Origin of the sequence: Massilia sp. CT11-108, assembly GCF_047302915.1 — a bacterium.
Taxonomy (GTDB): domain Bacteria; phylum Pseudomonadota; class Gammaproteobacteria; order Burkholderiales; family Burkholderiaceae_D; genus Telluria; species Telluria orientalis.
Genome location: NZ_JBKYMO010001203.1, coordinates 1 through 516, shown reverse-complemented (window position 1 = coordinate 516; position 516 = coordinate 1). Strand labels below are relative to the sequence as shown.

1 protein-coding gene is annotated in these 516 nt (G+C 68.6%); it reads right to left on the bottom strand.

Going from position 1 to position 516, the window contains the following annotated elements; translation table 11 throughout:
• Positions 1-313 (bottom strand): DODA-type extradiol aromatic ring-opening family dioxygenase (locus ACEN88_RS33985; protein WP_413346773.1); only part of this gene is annotated, 313 nt, incomplete at its 3' end.
• Between the last annotated feature and the right edge of the window lie 203 nt (positions 314-516).

The following is a 516-nucleotide window of genomic DNA, read 5'->3' as shown; positions in this document are numbered from 1 at the left end:
CATCGTTCAGCAGTTGCGCGACGCGCGCTGCCAGCTGCGGTTCGCCCGGCGCCGGATAGCGGATCTGGTACGTGTGCGGCGGGAAACCGCCGTAGTCGTAGATCATGCCGGGGGCCGTGCCGGACGATACCGTGAAGTCGTCCGTCTCCCAGTGGCTCGTCACGACGAGCACGGCCTTCGGACGCACGCCGATCTGCCGCTTGATGTCGACCAGCGACGCTTCCAGCTCGGCATACGTGGGACCGTACTGGTCCTTCATCCACGGCCACGGGCCGCCTCCGTGCGAGACGAAATAGGTGGGCAGGCGGGTCATGGCAGGTTCCTTCGGGCGGCAATCGAAGCGTTCATGGTAGCCGATCCGCGCCGCCCGCGTGGATCAGCGCAGCAGCGCCACCAGCGCGAACAGGCGCGCCATCCGCATCCACCCGAGCACGAGCACGACGAGCTGGGCCAGCACGACGGCGCCGATGGTGCCGGCCATCCCCAGCGCGGGCACGTGCTCGGGTGGATGCGGAT